Genomic DNA, 13,842 nt, shown 5'->3' on the forward strand with positions numbered 1-13,842 from the left:
CGCAGCACTTCCTTGATCGTTTTCAGGCCGGTCTCCGGGCTTGCAAGATTTAAGAATATGCCGCCTTCCCATGAAGGTCTTTCACAGTGGCATGTTGGCATATCGGCTTGCTTACCGTTGCGGGGGCAGCACAGGCATTGTGGATCGCATTGGATCTCACGCACCTGTTTCCCAGTTTCACCCTTGCGCCATGAACAGGCCAAGGACACCTCAAAACTTGGTCGCTATTATAATTGATCTGTACTTTATACGGTGAAATAAGTTATTGATATAACATATTGTAATCATGCTATAAATTCCCGACTCCAGTTGACCATGGGCTGATTTTGCAATTATAGTGGCGCCATGAATGCCGATTTGATCATGTTGGAAGAAAAGCTCACGCAGCTGATATCTTTATGCCAATTGTTGCGGGCTGAAAATCTTGAGCTTCGTCAAGAGCTTGTACGCTGCCAGGATGACAGCAAGCAGTTGAAGGAAAACATGGAGCTTGCGAGCCAGAGGCTGCAAGCCTTGATCGAACGTCTTCCGGAGGGAACCGTATGAGCAGCGTGCGTGGCGTCGATGTCAGCATCATGGGGCGCGAGCTGACGATCGCGTGTACTGACGATGAGCGCGAGGCCTTGTTGCGCTCGGTCGATTATCTCGATAAGAAAATGCGCGAAATCCGCGATACCGGCAAGGTGGTCGGTGCCGAGAAGATTGCCATCATGGCGGCGCTCAATATCACGCATGAGTTATTGACTACTGATGCCGGTGGTTTTGACATTGGTGATTTCAAGCGTAGAATCACTTTAATGCAGGAACAGATTGATGCTGTCGTTGGCGATGATCAGAACCCGTTATTCGATCGCGTTGATTGATGTCAGACAGCGCAGCTGTCACAAGTTTTCAGGGGCCGGGCGATCCCGGCTTCTTCCCTTTGTTCCCTGCGGTGCTGTTCGGGCCATAGATTCCTTGAACCATAAATTTGGCTTTGGTTTCGGTCTGTTAAGTAACAGTGTGCGCGCCCCGATGCGGGTGTACCTAACGTAGCTTTAGGTCGTTACCACTTGAACCGTACAGGTTCAGGATGCCGGTCCGGATGGCATTTGCGGGGAACTCCCATTCAGTTGTTGGGCCTCATGAGCAGCGCTCATGCCTATCTCAAGGCATGGTACTCGAGGTCTGCAAGGCTGACGATATCCAGAGCACGTTCGTGGGTGGATTCCAGTACCACGGGCGGAGCGTAGCCCGCTTCGGCGGCTTCGTGCCATCGGGATGCGCAAAGGCACCAGCGGTCGCCTGGGGCCAGCCCAGGGAATCCGTATTCCGGTCGTGGTGTGCTGAGATCGTTGCCCCTGGAGAGCGAGAACGCGAGGAATTCCTCGGTCATCATAGCGCACACGGTATGACTGCCAACATCTTCTGGCCCGGTTTCACAGCTGCCGCTGCGGGTGAAGCCGGTGACGGGGTCTGTGCTGCAGGGTAGTAATCTAGTGCCGAGGACATTGCGGACCATGCTGAGGACTCTGAATATTTGAATGCGACTCGGGTTATGATACGGAATCTGTGTTGATTTGAGAATTTCATGCGTTATTGGTTGATGAAATCCGAGCCTTCCGATGTGTCGATTGATGACCTGGCTTCCTTTCCCAATCAAACTGTGGATTGGTATGGTGTGCGCAATTACCAGGCGCGCAACTTCATGCGCGACCAGATGAAAGTGGGTGATGGCGTGCTGTTTTATCATTCAAATTGTGCTGAGCCAGGCATCGTAGGGATTGCCGAAGTCAGCAAACAGGCTTACCCAGATCGCTTCCAGTTTATCGAGGGTCATAAATATTATGACCCTAAGGCGACGCCTGAGAATCCGCGCTGGTTTAATGTGGATGTCAAACTCGTGAGGAAAACTCGCCTGTTGAGCCTGAAAGAGCTGCGCGCAACGCCAGAGCTACAGAACCTGCGCATCCTGCAGCGCGGCAACCGGCTCTCGATTACGCCGGTGGACCCCAGGGATTGGGAGTTCATCATGAAACTGCTTGCCTGATGCTTGGCATCACCCCAATGCATGATATGCTATTGCGGCGTCAGGATTCAATTGATTAAGGAGATGAGTAGTGGGGACGAAGAAAGAAGACGGATTGGTGGATCCGCATCAGGATTTGAGGAATAGTGGCCTGAAAATCACGTTGCCACGTCTCAAGGTGTTGGATATCTTTCGTAACAGCGAGCAGCGCCATCTGGCGGCGGAAGATGTCTATCGAATCCTGATCACCGAGCATTCCGAGTTCGGCCTGGCGACGGTGTACCGTGTACTGGCGCAGTTCGAGCAGACCGGGCTGTTGAAGAAAAGCCAGTTGGGCAACAACAAGGCCGTCTATGAGCTGAATGACGGTGAAGAACATCATGGTCACCTTGTAAGTACCAGCACTGGCGAGGTGCGTGAATTCTACGACCTCGGCATTGAAGAACGTCTCAAGGTGATTGTGCGCGAGCTGGGCTACGAGCTCACCGATTATGACATTACCGCGTATGGTGTTCCCTTGGCTGAGAAAGCCTGATACAGCGCTACGAGCAACAAAAAGCCCGCCAACCTGGCGGGCTTTTTGTTGGGTGCGGGATTTAGCCGAGGAATAGCTTATAAGCCGGGTTGTTGCTTTCGTCCCAGTACGGATAGCCCAGATTCTGCAGGAAATCGGTAAACTCCTGCTCTTCCCCAGGCGGTACCTGCATGCCGACCAGGACCCTGCCGAAATCCGCACCATGGTTACGATAATGAAACAGGCTGATGTTCCAGTCATGCCGCATATTGTCGAGAAAATTCATCAATGCACCGGGTTTTTCCGGGAATTCGAAGCGGTAGACCTGCTCGTGCTTTGCCTGCGGCGCATGGCCGCCAACCAGGTGGCGCAGGTGCAGCTTTGCTACTTCATTCTCACTCAGGTCCAACGCCGGCAGTCCGTGCTCCTGCAGCCGGGTGACTAGCTTGCCGGATTCACTGGGGTCCTGGATGGCGATCCCGACGTAGATATGTGCGGCCGTGGCGTCAGCATAGCGGTAATTGAACTCGGTAATGTTGCGGTGGCCGATCAGCCGGCAGAACTTCTTGAATGAGCCCGGGGTTTCCGGGATGGTCACGGCCAGCACAGCTTCGCGCTTTTCGCCAATTTCTGCGCGCTCGGCGACAAAGCGCAGGCGGTCGAAGCTCATGTTGGCGCCCGAGGCGACCGCTATCAGGGTTTTGCCTTGCAGATTGTGCTGCTGGGCATAGGCCTTGAGTCCAGCCAGGGAGAGCGCGCCCGTCGGCTCGAGGATGGCGCGCGTATCCTCGAAGACATCCTTGATAGCTGCGCAGATGGCGTCGTTGTCGACCAGGATCATCTCGTCGACGTATTGTTGGCACAGGCGGAAAGTCTCTTCTCCGACCAATTTGACGGCCTTGCCGTCTGCAAACAGGCCGACCTGGTCCAAGGTGACGCGCGCGCCCTGTTGCAGCGAAACCGTCATCGCGTTGGCATCATTGACCTCGACACCGATGACCTTGATCTCCGGACGTACTGCCTTGATGTAGGCGGCCACGCCCGCGATCAAGCCGCCGCCGCCGACAGGGCAGAAAATTGCCTCGATTGGGCCGGGGTTGTCCTGCAGTATTTCCATTGCCACGGTGCCTTGTCCCGCGATCACGTCGGGATCGTCGAACGGATGAACAAAGGTAAGTTGCTGCTCTTCCATGAGCTTCATGGCGTGGTTATAGGAGTCCGTGTAGGACTCTCCAGCCAACACTACCTCAGCGCCGCGGTGACGTACCGCATCCACCTTGATGTCAGGGGTGGTGACGGGCATGACGATGACTGCGCGACAGCCTGCGTTCTTGGCGGCCAGGGCTACACCCTGTGCATGATTGCCGGCGGATGCGGTAATGACCCCGCGCGACAGTGCCTCGGCGGAAAGCTGCGCCATCTTGTTGTAAGCACCGCGAAGCTTGAATGAAAATACAGGCTGCATATCCTCGCGTTTGAGCAGCACCTGGTTGTGAATGCGTCGGGAAAGGTTGGGAAGCAGGTCCAGCGGGGTCTTGCTTGCCACGTCGTAGACGCGGGCGGATTTGATTTTCTGCAGGTAGTCGATTTTCATTGGGGGACGCTGTCCAAGGCTGCACGGGATAGTACGGCAGTGTATGATTGAGGGGTCTGATTCACAAAGAATCTGAATTATAAAGAAAACACGGGGTCTGCAAAATGTCGCGCTGGCTCATACAGCGTTTGCAATGCCCTGATTTGGTCAAAAATAAGCAAAAGGTTGAATAAATGGCTACACAAGACGAATTGAAGCAACAGGTCGCCAAGGCGGCCATTGAGTATGTAAAGGGCGGCATCATCGGTGTGGGAACGGGCTCCACAGCCAATTTCTTCATTGATGAGCTTGCCAAGGTCAAAGATCGCATCGATGGTGCTGTCGCCAGTTCCGAAGCAACGGCGCAACGCCTACGCGGCCATGGTATCAAAGTATTCGACCTCAATGATGTTGACGGCATGGAAATCTATGTGGATGGTGCAGATGAGATCACCGAGAAGCTGCATATGCTCAAGGGCGGCGGCGGAGCATTGACCCGTGAAAAGATCGTAGCGGCCTGTGCCAAGGATTTCATCTGCATCTGCGACCAGACCAAGCTGGTGCCGGTGCTTGGTAAGTTCCCGCTGCCCGTAGAGGTCATTCCGATGGCACGCGAATATGTTGCGCGCGAGTTGGTCAAATTGGGCGGCCAGCCCAAGTTGCGTGACTTCACCACTGACAACGGTAACGTGATCCTGGATGTGCACGGCCTGACCATTACGGATCCGGTGGCGCTCGAGTCCAGGATCAATGAAATCGTCGGCGTGGTGACCAACGGCCTGTTCGCTTCCCGTCCAGCCAATGTCCTGCTGCTGGCAACCGCCGACGGTGTCAAGACATTGACGGCCAGGTAGGCGATGCGCACCATCTCAACATGAAATTGTCATAATCGGCAATTAGACTACAACGTTGACTTAAAACACTGGCCGGAAGTAGCGCAGTCTGGCCAGTTTGGACCACGGAAGGGATCGCGTGATGCAATTTGAACATACCTACAAGCAATACGATGCCGAGCTGGAATCAGTCCGTGCAAAAGTGCTCGAAATGGGTGGTTTGGTCGAGCAGCAAATCGTCAATGCGCTGGAAGCCCTGGTGACGGTCAACCTGACGTTGGCAGACAAGGTGATCGCGAACGACCATAAGGTGAATGCGCTCGAAGTGCAGGTGGACGAGGACTGCAGCCATATCATTGCACGTCGCCAGCCTGCCGCGGGCGACCTGCGCATGATCATGATGGTGGTCAAAACCATTACAGATCTGGAGCGGATCGGCGACGAGGCGACCAAGATCGCTCGCGTGGCACAGAAGGTTTCCGAGTCAGGCCGTCTGTATACGCCGCGTTTCAATGAGATCAAGACCATGGTCGGCCATGTGCGCGAAATGCTGCGCACCTCGCTGGATGCTTTTGCTCGCCTGGACGTGACCAAGACTGTCGATGTGGCGCGTCAGGACGAGCAAGTGGACGAGCAGTTCCGTGCTGCCATGCGCCAGCTGATCACTTTCATGCTGGAGGATCCACGCACCATTTCCATGTCACTGGAAGTCCTGTTCGTTGCCAAGGCCATCGAGCGCATCGGTGACCACGCCAAGAATATTGCCGAATACGTCATCTACATGGTAAAAGGTAAGGACGTACGCCACACCACGGTTCAGGAGATGGAGCGCGAAGCCCAGGAGCCCTGACGTCAACTGCCGCGGTGGCGGCACGCGGTTTACCGTTTTACTAGAAGGTCGAACTTGCCTAACAAAAAATCGGATTTTCCTGAGATCGCGGCAGTCGATCTGGGGTCCAATAGCTTCCGTCTGCAACTCGCAAGAGTTGCAGACGGTCACCTCATTTTTCATGACTCCCTCCGCGAAGCCGTGCGTCTAGGCGCCGGTCTGGATAACAATAACAACCTCAGCGCGGATGCGCAGCAACGTGCGATCGATTGCCTGAAGCGGTTTGGAGAACGATTGCGTGGCTTGCCTCCGCAAGCCGTGCGTGCAGTGGCCACCAACACTTTCCGTGTGGCACGCAATGCGCCCAACCTGATGGAGGAAGCACAGGCTGCGCTCGGCTTCCCGATCGAAATCATTGCCGGACGTGAAGAGGCGCGCATGATTTTTGTCGGCGTCAGTCACAGCCTGCCGCCCGCCATGCATAAACGTCTGGTGATCGATATTGGCGGCGGTTCGACCGAATTCATCATCGGGCGTGGTATTGAGCCGATGGAAATGGAAAGCCTGTACATGGGCTGCGTCAGCTACAGCCTGCGCTATTTTCCCGATGGCAAGCTCACCGAGAACGCATTCGAGCGTGCGCGGATTGCTGCTGCCGCCGAAATCCAGAGTATACGCAAGCATTTCGTTGCCGAAGGTTGGGATGAGGCGGTCGGGTCATCGGGCACCGCCAAGGCTCTGGGCGAGATCATTCGCCTGAGCGGATTGGGCGAAGGAGAGATCACCAGGGAAGGACTGGCATTTCTGCACGAACAATTGCTCAAGGCCAAGGAGATCAAGAGAATTGACTTACCGGGCCTGAGCGCTGACCGGGCGGCGGTATTGCCGGGCGGGTTGGCCATCATGATGGCCGCATTCGATGCTCTCAAGATCGAGCGCATGACGACGGCGAACAGCGCGTTGCGCGAAGGCGTACTGTATGAGCTGCTAGGCCGCTTGCATGACCAAGATACCCGCGAAGTCACGGTTTCAAGCTTCATGCGGCGTTATCATGTCGAGCCTGACCAGGCTGCGCGTGTGCGGGAGATGGCATTGCGCCTGCTGGCACAGTGCGCCGATCAGTTGCAGCAATGGGATGAGGAAACGGCTGCACAATACCTGACTTGGGCGGCGCACCTGCATGAGATCGGGGTCTCCATCGCCCATGCGGGTTATCACAAGCATTCCGCCTATATCGTCGAGAATGCCGATATGCCGGGCTTTTCCAATATGGAGCAGGAAACGTTGGGCCTGCTGGTCAAGGCGCACCGCCGCTCGCTCGCCAAGCTCGAAGCCAATCTGATCGGCCATCATGATCGTTTGCTGCTGATCCTGATTCTGCGCCTGGCCGTACTATTCCACCGCAATCGCCAGCCTGACCACTATCCTGAGCCAGCGCTGTCTATTCTGAAGTCTGGCTACCGGCTCAATATTACTTCCACATGGCTGAAGGATAATCCGTTGACGGAGGCGGAGTTGCTGAATGAGGTGGCCTATTGGAAGGAGATCGGCCTGAGTCTGGAGCTGGTTTCCTGAGAGGCGAAACTTTCATCAAGCGCTAGTTAAAGAAAGGAAAAAGGCCGGAATTCCGGCCTTTTCGGTATCTGGTCCAGAGGCCTGGCTCAGCTCTCGGGCAATATTTCCTGTCCATGCTCCGCCATCAGGAATTGCTGTGCTGCAAAACTGGCCCGGCGGCTGGCCTTGCGTTCGTAATGGCCATCGGACTGCATTTCCCAGGCGTTGCTGTTATCCTTGAGATAGGGTTCCAGGCCTTCCTTGAACACGCGCTTCTTTACCTTGGCATCCAGTAGCGGGAAGCAAACTTCGATGCGGCGGAAGAAATTGCGATACATCCAGTCTGCGCTCGACAGGTAAATGTGTTCTGCGCCGTCGTCATAAAAATAGAAGATGCGCGTGTGCTCGAGAAATCGTCCCACGATGGAACGCACCCGGATATTCTCCGATATGCCCGGAATGCCTGGGCGGAGGGCGCAGACGCCGCGCACGATGAGGTCGATTTGCACGCCGGCGCAGGAGGCATCGTACAAGGCTCGGATCACGTCGGGATCGAGTAGGGCATTCATCTTGGCAATGATGCGGGCCTTCTTGCCCGACCTGGCAATTTCCGCTTCATTCTGGATTGCCTTGACCGTGCGCTGGTGCAAGGTGAACGGCGACTGCCAGAGATGGCGCAGCTTGCTAGCCTTGCCCAGGCCCGTCAGCTGGGCGAAGACGTCATTCACATCCTCGCTGATTTCTTCCTGGCAGGTGAGCAGGCCGAAGTCGGTATACAGGCGCGCGGTACGCTGGTGGTAGTTGCCGGTGGCAATATGCACATAACGCCGCAGCTTGTCTTCATCGCGCCGCACCACCATGGCCATCTTGGCATGGGTCTTGTGCCCCACCACGCCATACACGACGTGAGCGCCGGCATTTTCCAGCTTGGCTGCCCAGTTGATATTGGCTTCTTCATCAAAGCGTGCCAACAGCTCCACCACCACGGTGACTTCCTTGCCGCGCTGTGCGGCGTCAATCAGGGATGTCATCAGTGTGGAGTCTGCGCTGGTGCGGTAGAACGTCTGCTTGATGGCCAACACTTGCGGATCCTCCGCAGCCTGCTTGATGAATTCTACTACCGGATTGAACGACTGGAATGGATGATGCAGCAGGATATCCTGCTTGCGGATGGCCTTGAAGATGTCCTGGTCCTTATCCAGCTCCCGTGGCAGGCTGGGCGTGTAATGCGGATACTTCAGGTCCGGGCGGTCCACGCTGTCCGGGATCTGCATCAGCCGAACGAGGTTGACCAGACCATTGACCTGGTAGAGGTCGTCCTGGCCCAGGCCAAATTGACCCAGTAAAAAGGCGGACATTTCCGCCGGGCAGCTGTCGGCTACTTCCAGGCGTACGGCATCGCCGTATTGACGGTGAGTCAGCTCACCTTGCAGGGCGAGGCGCAAGTCCTTGGTCTCTTCATCATCCAAGGTCAACTCGCTATCGCGCGTGACGCGGAACTGGTAGCAACCTTTTACCGTCATGCCGGAGAACAGTTCGTTAACATGCGCGTGCAGGATGGATGACAGGAATACGAAACCATGGTCGCAGCCGGCAATGTCGCGCGGCAGGCGGATGACGCGCGGCAGCGCGCGCGGCGCCTGCACGATGGCGACGCCCGAATTGCGCCCGAAGGCGTCCTTGCCTTCCAGCTCGACGGCAAAGTTCAGGCTTTTGTTCAGTACGCGAGGGAACGGGTGTGCTGGATCCAGCCCGATCGGGGTGAGAATGGGCATCAACTCGCGGAAGAAGTAAGTAGCAATCCACTCGCGCTGGACCTCGTTCCAGTCACCGCGGCGGATAAAGCGGATTTCCTGGGCTGCCAGCTGTGGGAGTACGATTTCATTGAGGATCTTGTACTGGTGATCCACCATTTCATGCGCCAGCTTGCTGATCTTGGCGAGCGCCTGCTTGGGCAGCATGCCGTCGGCGCCTACATGCGGCGAGTTGTATTTGATCTGGTTCTTGAGGCCTGCTACGCGCACCTCGAAGAACTCATCCATATTGCTGCTGAAAATGCAGAGGAACTTGAGGCGTTCAAGCAGGGGTACGCGTTCGTCCTCAGCTTGGGCCAATACGCGACGGTTGAAGGCGAGAATGCCTAGCTCGCGATTGATGAAATACTCGGGAGTCAATTTGACGGGCAACATGATAAAACCTTCACTGTATGCCCGCGATATGACAGTTTCATGAAAAATGGTTCAACTATTGGGCGGAACATAGCCTGACGCAGTGTCTGCACCGTCGCCGAAGAAGTAGGCTTCGGTCTGTTGCGCGAGGTATTTGCGTGCTTGTGGATCTGCCAGGCTAAGGCGGTTTTCATTGACCAGCATGGTCTGCTGCTTGAGCCAGCCAGCCCAGGCTTCCTTGGAAACATGCTCGTAGATGCGCTTGCCGAGCTCGCCGGGGTAAGGGGGAAAGTCCAGGCCTTCAGCATTGCGGCCCAGTTTAACGCAGAAAACAGTACGTGCCATGATGTCGATCTTTGGGTGAAGTGAATCAAGACCGACATCATAGCGCAAGCTGTCCACGGCGGCGATACCGCCGCAGCCTGCCGACTGTCGCTAGAAATCTCCGCGCAGGCCGACGAGCACCGAGCGGCCGCCCATGGGTGCGATATCCTTGAGCATGGAGGTGTGGTCGCGTATGGTCTGGTCCAGCAGGTTATACGCCTTGGCAAACGCTTCCAGCTGGAAATGCTGCGAGGTCGGCAGCTTGTAGGTCACGGTGGCATTGACCAAGGTGTAGCCATCCGTGACAAGCTCGTTTTCATCGGTGCGGTCTTGTTTGAAGGCGCGCAGGATATCCAGCCGGGAGCCGAATCGGTTGAAGCGGTAATCCAGCCCGAAGCCCAGCTTCAATGGCGAGATGCGTGGCAGCGGATCGCCAGTGTCGCGGTTGGTGGCACGCACATAATCGCCACGCAGATTCAGGTCCAGCGATCCGGTCTTGTCGTAGATGCGGAATTTGCCTTCGGCCTCAATGCCTCTGAATGTCGCCTTCGCGCCGGTAAACCTGGCTTCGGTAATCACGGAGTCGGCTTGCCCTGGAATGCCATCCTCGTTCACCAGCTCGCCGCTGTTGAATAGCCCAATGAAGTTGTTAAACCGGGTGTAATAGGCGCCAATCTGGAAGGCGTGGTGGTGCCGCTTCCAGCGCAATTGGGCGTCGATGCCGTTTGAGCGTTCCTTATCGAGATCGCTGGAGCCGACTTCATACTGACCGGTGGCGACATGCTCGCCGTCAGCGTATAGCTCGAAATAGCTGGGCGCGCGTTCGTTGTGCGACAGGTTGGCGGTGACGGACCATTGCTCGTCCAGCTTGAATAGCGCGCCGCCTGCAAAGCTGTATGGCGTGAAGGATTTGGACTGGCTGGGGCCGAACTCGTCCCCGCCCCTGGAGTCGATCTTGGCGTGTTCCACACGTCCGCCAAAAGTGAGCTTGAGCGCGTCCAGCGGCAGTTCTTCATACAGGTATACCGCACGCGTATTGGTGCGATTGGACGGCACGAAGGCTTCTTCCCCCATCGCCTGGAACCGGGAGTTGTGGAACTGTATGCCGACCACGCCATTGAGTGGGCCGATATTGCCATGGGTGGCTTCGATCGAGCCCTCCACGCCGCGGTTCTTGAAGGTGGTACCCACTTCACCATCCTCTAGTTCCTGGTGCTTGTAATCGGTATAAGCCATGCGCACCTTGACCTTGCTGATCATCCTGCCCAGGTCGCGTAGTTCGGAGGCAAAGTCCCAGCGGTCGCTCTTCATGTCAATGAGGACATCTGGGTCAGCGACGGTGCCATATTTGTTGTTGAAGGTGGAATAGGACATGCCGACATAGCCGTTTTCCAGCGCTATCGAGGCTCCAATTGCGCCGCCATCGGCATCTGAGCCGCTATTCACGAGGCGGCCCTTGCGTTCCCGCGCCTCTCCGCTCTGCTCGCTCTTGCGGCGGGACATGGCATAGCCTGGGATGTCGAGGTCATCGGTCTTGCGCTTGTAGGCGTCGGCATGCACGGTCAGCACGCCATTGCCAGCATCGACGACGACTGCACCGTTCTTCTGGTTTTCCGCACCGCCAAACCGCACTTCGCTGCGGCCAGTGACACCGTTGATCGCTTCTTTTGGAATGCGATGATCAATCGCGTTCACCACGCCGCCCACTGCGCTGCCGCCGTAAAGCAGGGCGGCAGGGCCACGCACCACATCGATCTGCTCGATCACCAACGGATCCAGCGGCACTGCGTGATCAAAGCTCAGGCTGGAGGCATCCAGGATGCCGACGCCGTTCTGCATCATGCGTACGCGTTCCCCATCCAGCCCGCGGATGATGGGGCGCGAGGCGTTAGGGCCGAAATAAGTGGAGGAAACGCCGGGAATGGATTTCAGGGTTTCACCTAACGTGCTTTCGCGTTGCAGCGAAAGCTCACGCCCGCTTAGGGTGGATACCGGCACGACCATATCGTCGGAGCTGACGCCCAGCGGATTCGCAGTGACAGAGACAGTGGGCAGGTTGATTTCCCCCGCTGCCTGTACGTGCATGGAAGTCAGGGTGCTGCTGAAGGCCATGGTGATCGCCGTCAGGATGTGCTTTGGCGTAACTGGTGCGGGCGGCGTGAGGGTATGGGTGACTTTCTTCCCGGTGATGTGCATCTTGTAAGTCTCGCATCTAAATCTATGAATAGGTCATGCCAAAGCATGACCATGACTTTCCCGAATGGGGAAAGCGCAATGGCAGGCATATCCCGTAATGAATCTAAAGTGAAGAAATTAGGAGGGTATGCCTTGATCAGACTGGATGGAGAGGGTGGGCGGTGCGCGCGAGCTATAGGCCATCGTGCGCTCACTGCGGCATTCAATAGCGGCTGGGCCAATGCAGCCCGTATGACTGAAGACGGGGAGGAACGCGGGGGGTGTTGCGGGAATGTAGCTTTCCAGGCTGCCTAGCCCCAGGCATTGTTCGCAGACATTGCCCTGCGACGATTGATCCTTGGCATGGCTGAGCAGCTGGTCGTGCAGATGCCAGATATCGTGCGCGGCTATGCTTTGCTGGCTGAGCAGCAGCAATAACGAAAGTACATAACCGAGCAGGATTTTGCGCAACATGGTTGCGATTCTAGCAGTCAATGATGAAAAAAAGAAAGGTCCCGCATCATGTACGGTTTAACCAGGTTGATGTCGGCAATGGCGTGCGGGGCGGCGATGAGATCGGCAATATCCCGGCCTCCAACGTGCCAGAGCGCTTCCGCGAATTGTGTATATGCATCGTCAGTGGCATGCATTTCAGGCCAGAGTGGAGCTCAGCATGGCCGTTCTCCATGGTGAGCCAGGCTTTAACCTAGCGTTGAGGCTACTGCGGTAGGGAAAAAGGCGTAGGGTCGGTCCAGGGTGTCTCGCCGCACACCAAGGCTGCAGCCAGGCTGGCGCTCGCAGGCCCCATGGTCAATCCATAGCGGAAGTGCCCGGTATTGAGATATAGGTTCTCGATGCCTGGGTGTGGGCTGATGATGGGCAGGTTTTCAGGAGTTCCTGGTCTTAAGCCGCTCCAGTGCTTGAGGATGGGAAGGTCTGCTAGTTCCGGCATCAGGGCTGCTGCCTTGGCGCGGATTGCATCCCGGACGGTATCCGTCACGGAGGGGTCGAAACCGACATCCTCAAGGGTGCTGCCAGCCAGCAGGTATCCGTCTCGGCGCGGCACCAGGTAGAAATCCTCGCGGAAGATCACGGCGCGAGGATTGTGCTCAGGCTTGTAGAGCAGGATCTGCCCGCGCATGGGCTTGATCTGCAGCTTGCTGGCCACCTCTTTGAGCAGCTCGAAGCTCCAGGCGCCGGAAGTGACGATAAAGCGGTCAGCTTCCAGTAGTTCGCCAGACGTAGTGGCCCATGCGGTAAGCCTGGATGTGCCGGGGGAAAGCGGCATGAGCTCGGTGCGTTCCAGTAAGCGTACATGGTGGTTTTCCAGCCATGTACGCAGGGCATGCATCAGGCAGGGAGGGCGCACCTGTTTGACGTCGGGCAGCCAGAGCGCATCTTGTCCATTGGGTGATTGCACCCCGAAGCCTGCGGCCTTAGTGTCTTCCGCCTTGACCTGGTAGCGGGCACACCACGTCAGCGCGGCTTCGCGATCGAATGGTGGCAACAGCAGAAAGCCGGAATCGAGCATTTGCGGATCTATGCCGGTTTCCTTGAACAAGCGTGCACAGATGTCCGGATATAGGGATGCGCCATAATGCGTGAGTGTATTGACATGGTCTGAATACATCCACGGCAGCAATGGAAACATGATGCCAGTGCCCGCCCACGAGGACTCTCCCGAGGTCTGGCTGGCGATGTTGTTGCGCTCGACAATGGTGACCCTGCAGCCACGAGAAACCAGCTCCATGGCGGTGAGGCAGCCGACGATGCCGCCGCCCGCAATCAATACATGCTGGCTCATGAGGCGTGGTTCCGGGGCTGTGTAATGTGAAGATGGCAGGAATGGAATAGAGTAATCACG

Annotated in this window: 15 protein-coding genes and 1 riboswitch; of the genes, 8 read left to right on the top strand and 7 right to left on the bottom strand. The window is 56.6% G+C overall.

Features of this window, described 5'->3' with window-relative positions; translation table 11 throughout:
• Positions 1–7: 7 nt before the first annotated feature.
• Positions 8–228: riboswitch (cobalamin riboswitch) on the bottom strand.
• Between the two features lie 117 nt (positions 229–345).
• Positions 346–546, top strand: a complete 201-nt coding sequence (locus MFLA_RS00650; RefSeq protein ID WP_011478491.1) for a hypothetical protein — start codon at positions 346–348, stop codon at positions 544–546.
• The gene (locus tag MFLA_RS00655; protein ID WP_011478492.1) at positions 543–863 is read left to right on the top strand and encodes a cell division protein ZapA; all 321 of its coding nucleotides are present in this window, start codon (positions 543–545) and stop codon (positions 861–863) included. Before MFLA_RS00650 ends, MFLA_RS00655 begins: the two co-directional genes overlap by 4 nt.
• A 278-nt stretch (positions 864–1,141) precedes the next feature.
• Here MFLA_RS00655 and MFLA_RS14230 read toward each other — a convergent pair whose 3' ends face one another.
• Complete coding sequence (locus tag MFLA_RS14230) at positions 1,142–1,501, bottom strand: DUF2237 family protein (RefSeq protein ID WP_011478493.1); 360 nt, start codon at positions 1,499–1,501, stop codon at positions 1,142–1,144.
• A gap of 69 nt (positions 1,502–1,570) precedes the next feature.
• Between MFLA_RS14230 and MFLA_RS00665 the strand changes: the two genes are divergently transcribed.
• Positions 1,571–2,029, top strand: coding sequence for an EVE domain-containing protein (locus tag MFLA_RS00665; protein WP_011478494.1), 459 nt, complete (start codon positions 1,571–1,573; stop codon positions 2,027–2,029).
• Between the two features lie 70 nt (positions 2,030–2,099).
• Positions 2,100–2,543: a transcriptional repressor gene (locus MFLA_RS00670; protein WP_011478495.1), complete on the top strand. Its 444-nt coding sequence runs from the start codon at positions 2,100–2,102 to the stop codon at positions 2,541–2,543.
• Between the two features lie 61 nt (positions 2,544–2,604).
• Here MFLA_RS00670 and ilvA read toward each other — a convergent pair whose 3' ends face one another.
• On the bottom strand, positions 2,605–4,116 hold the full coding sequence (ilvA, locus tag MFLA_RS00675) for a threonine ammonia-lyase, biosynthetic (protein WP_011478496.1): 1,512 nt from the start codon (positions 4,114–4,116) through the stop codon (positions 2,605–2,607).
• A gap of 173 nt (positions 4,117–4,289) precedes the next feature.
• On the opposite strand from ilvA, the gene rpiA reads away from it, so the two are divergent.
• The 3 genes from rpiA to ppx all read left to right on the top strand — a co-directional run bounded on the left by rpiA (position 4,290) and on the right by ppx (position 7,332).
• Complete coding sequence (gene rpiA, locus MFLA_RS00680) at positions 4,290–4,949, top strand: ribose-5-phosphate isomerase RpiA (protein WP_011478497.1); 660 nt, start codon at positions 4,290–4,292, stop codon at positions 4,947–4,949.
• 121 nt (positions 4,950–5,070) lie between these two features.
• Entirely contained in the window at positions 5,071–5,778 is a 708-nt protein-coding gene (phoU, locus tag MFLA_RS00685; RefSeq protein WP_011478498.1) for a phosphate signaling complex protein PhoU, read from the top strand.
• 54 nt (positions 5,779–5,832) lie between these two features.
• Positions 5,833–7,332, top strand: coding sequence for an exopolyphosphatase (gene ppx / locus MFLA_RS00690; RefSeq protein WP_011478499.1), 1,500 nt, complete (start codon positions 5,833–5,835; stop codon positions 7,330–7,332).
• 86 nt (positions 7,333–7,418) lie between these two features.
• On the opposite strand, the gene ppk1 is transcribed toward ppx, so the two are convergent.
• The 4 genes from ppk1 to MFLA_RS00710 form a co-directional block, all read right to left on the bottom strand.
• Positions 7,419–9,500 carry a polyphosphate kinase 1 gene (gene ppk1, locus MFLA_RS00695; protein WP_011478500.1) on the bottom strand — a complete coding sequence of 694 codons (2,082 nt, stop codon included), beginning with the start codon at positions 9,498–9,500 and terminating at the stop codon, positions 7,419–7,421.
• Between the two features lie 51 nt (positions 9,501–9,551).
• Positions 9,552–9,824, bottom strand: a complete 273-nt coding sequence (locus tag MFLA_RS00700) for an oxidative damage protection protein (RefSeq protein ID WP_048811790.1) — start codon at positions 9,822–9,824, stop codon at positions 9,552–9,554.
• A 90-nt stretch (positions 9,825–9,914) separates the two neighbouring features.
• Positions 9,915–11,999 carry a TonB-dependent receptor gene (locus MFLA_RS00705; RefSeq protein WP_011478502.1) on the bottom strand — a complete coding sequence of 695 codons (2,085 nt, stop codon included), beginning with the start codon at positions 11,997–11,999 and terminating at the stop codon, positions 9,915–9,917.
• 117 nt (positions 12,000–12,116) lie between these two features.
• Positions 12,117–12,452 carry a hypothetical protein gene (locus MFLA_RS00710; RefSeq protein WP_011478503.1) on the bottom strand — a complete coding sequence of 112 codons (336 nt, stop codon included), beginning with the start codon at positions 12,450–12,452 and terminating at the stop codon, positions 12,117–12,119.
• 20 nt (positions 12,453–12,472) lie between these two features.
• On the opposite strand from MFLA_RS00710, the gene MFLA_RS14235 reads away from it, so the two are divergent.
• Positions 12,473–12,688, top strand: a complete 216-nt coding sequence (locus MFLA_RS14235; RefSeq protein ID WP_195742037.1) for a hypothetical protein — start codon at positions 12,473–12,475, stop codon at positions 12,686–12,688.
• Positions 12,689–12,696: 8 nt separating this feature from the next.
• On the opposite strand, the gene MFLA_RS00715 is transcribed toward MFLA_RS14235, so the two are convergent.
• Positions 12,697–13,782 (bottom strand): NAD(P)/FAD-dependent oxidoreductase, encoded by a 1,086-nt coding sequence (locus MFLA_RS00715; RefSeq protein ID WP_011478504.1) that lies wholly within the window; start codon positions 13,780–13,782, stop codon positions 12,697–12,699.
• Positions 13,783–13,842: the final 60 nt, after the last annotated feature.

Origin of the sequence: Methylobacillus flagellatus KT, assembly GCF_000013705.1 — a bacterium.
Classification (GTDB): domain Bacteria; phylum Pseudomonadota; class Gammaproteobacteria; order Burkholderiales; family Methylophilaceae; genus Methylobacillus; species Methylobacillus flagellatus.

Coding starts and splice junctions, on each gene's coding strand:
- MFLA_RS00650 (WP_011478491.1), top strand. CDS start 346: ATGAATGCCGATTTGATCATGTTGGAAGAAAAGCTCACGCAGCTGATA.
- MFLA_RS00655 (WP_011478492.1), top strand. CDS start 543: ATGAGCAGCGTGCGTGGCGTCGATGTCAGCATCATGGGGCGCGAGCTG.
- MFLA_RS14230 (WP_011478493.1), bottom strand. CDS start 1,501: ATGGTCCGCAATGTCCTCGGCACTAGATTACTACCCTGCAGCACAGAC.
- MFLA_RS00665 (WP_011478494.1), top strand. CDS start 1,571: ATGCGTTATTGGTTGATGAAATCCGAGCCTTCCGATGTGTCGATTGAT.
- ilvA (WP_011478496.1), bottom strand. CDS start 4,116: ATGAAAATCGACTACCTGCAGAAAATCAAATCCGCCCGCGTCTACGAC.
- rpiA (WP_011478497.1), top strand. CDS start 4,290: ATGGCTACACAAGACGAATTGAAGCAACAGGTCGCCAAGGCGGCCATT.
- phoU (WP_011478498.1), top strand. CDS start 5,071: ATGCAATTTGAACATACCTACAAGCAATACGATGCCGAGCTGGAATCA.
- ppk1 (WP_011478500.1), bottom strand. CDS start 9,500: ATGTTGCCCGTCAAATTGACTCCCGAGTATTTCATCAATCGCGAGCTA.
- MFLA_RS00700 (WP_048811790.1), bottom strand. CDS start 9,824: ATGGCACGTACTGTTTTCTGCGTTAAACTGGGCCGCAATGCTGAAGGC.
- MFLA_RS00705 (WP_011478502.1), bottom strand. CDS start 11,999: ATGCACATCACCGGGAAGAAAGTCACCCATACCCTCACGCCGCCCGCA.
- MFLA_RS00710 (WP_011478503.1), bottom strand. CDS start 12,452: ATGTTGCGCAAAATCCTGCTCGGTTATGTACTTTCGTTATTGCTGCTG.
- MFLA_RS14235 (WP_195742037.1), top strand. CDS start 12,473: ATGATGAAAAAAAGAAAGGTCCCGCATCATGTACGGTTTAACCAGGTT.
- MFLA_RS00715 (WP_011478504.1), bottom strand. CDS start 13,782: ATGAGCCAGCATGTATTGATTGCGGGCGGCGGCATCGTCGGCTGCCTC.